General features: G+C 70.0%; 1 protein-coding gene. It reads right to left on the minus strand.

The genetic code is table 11. From position 1 onward, the window contains the following. Positions 1 to 233 (minus strand): hypothetical protein (locus BN358_RS26515; RefSeq protein ID WP_198018432.1); only part of this gene is annotated, 233 nt, incomplete at both ends.

A 233-nucleotide genomic window follows, 5' to 3' on the forward strand; every position in this document is an offset into this window, starting at 1 on the left:
GCTGGTCGCCCTTGCGGAAGGTCTTGCAGGACGGCTTGGCCCAGTTGTCGGCCGAACGGAAGCAGATGCTCGCCCCGGATGAGGTGCCGGTGAGGTAGACGGCCTGGTCGCCGCGCGCCTGCGCGACAACGATGCCACTCACCTTGGCGCTGGCGCCGGAGTCACCGTTCAGGGGCAGGGCGTCGAGGTAGCCAGTGCCGAGCCGGTTCTCGACCGGGTGGCCGAGAGCACGG

It is taken from the genome of Sedimentibacter sp. B4, from assembly GCF_000309315.1.
GTDB classification, from domain to species: domain Bacteria; phylum Bacillota; class Clostridia; order Tissierellales; family Sedimentibacteraceae; genus Sedimentibacter; species Sedimentibacter saalensis.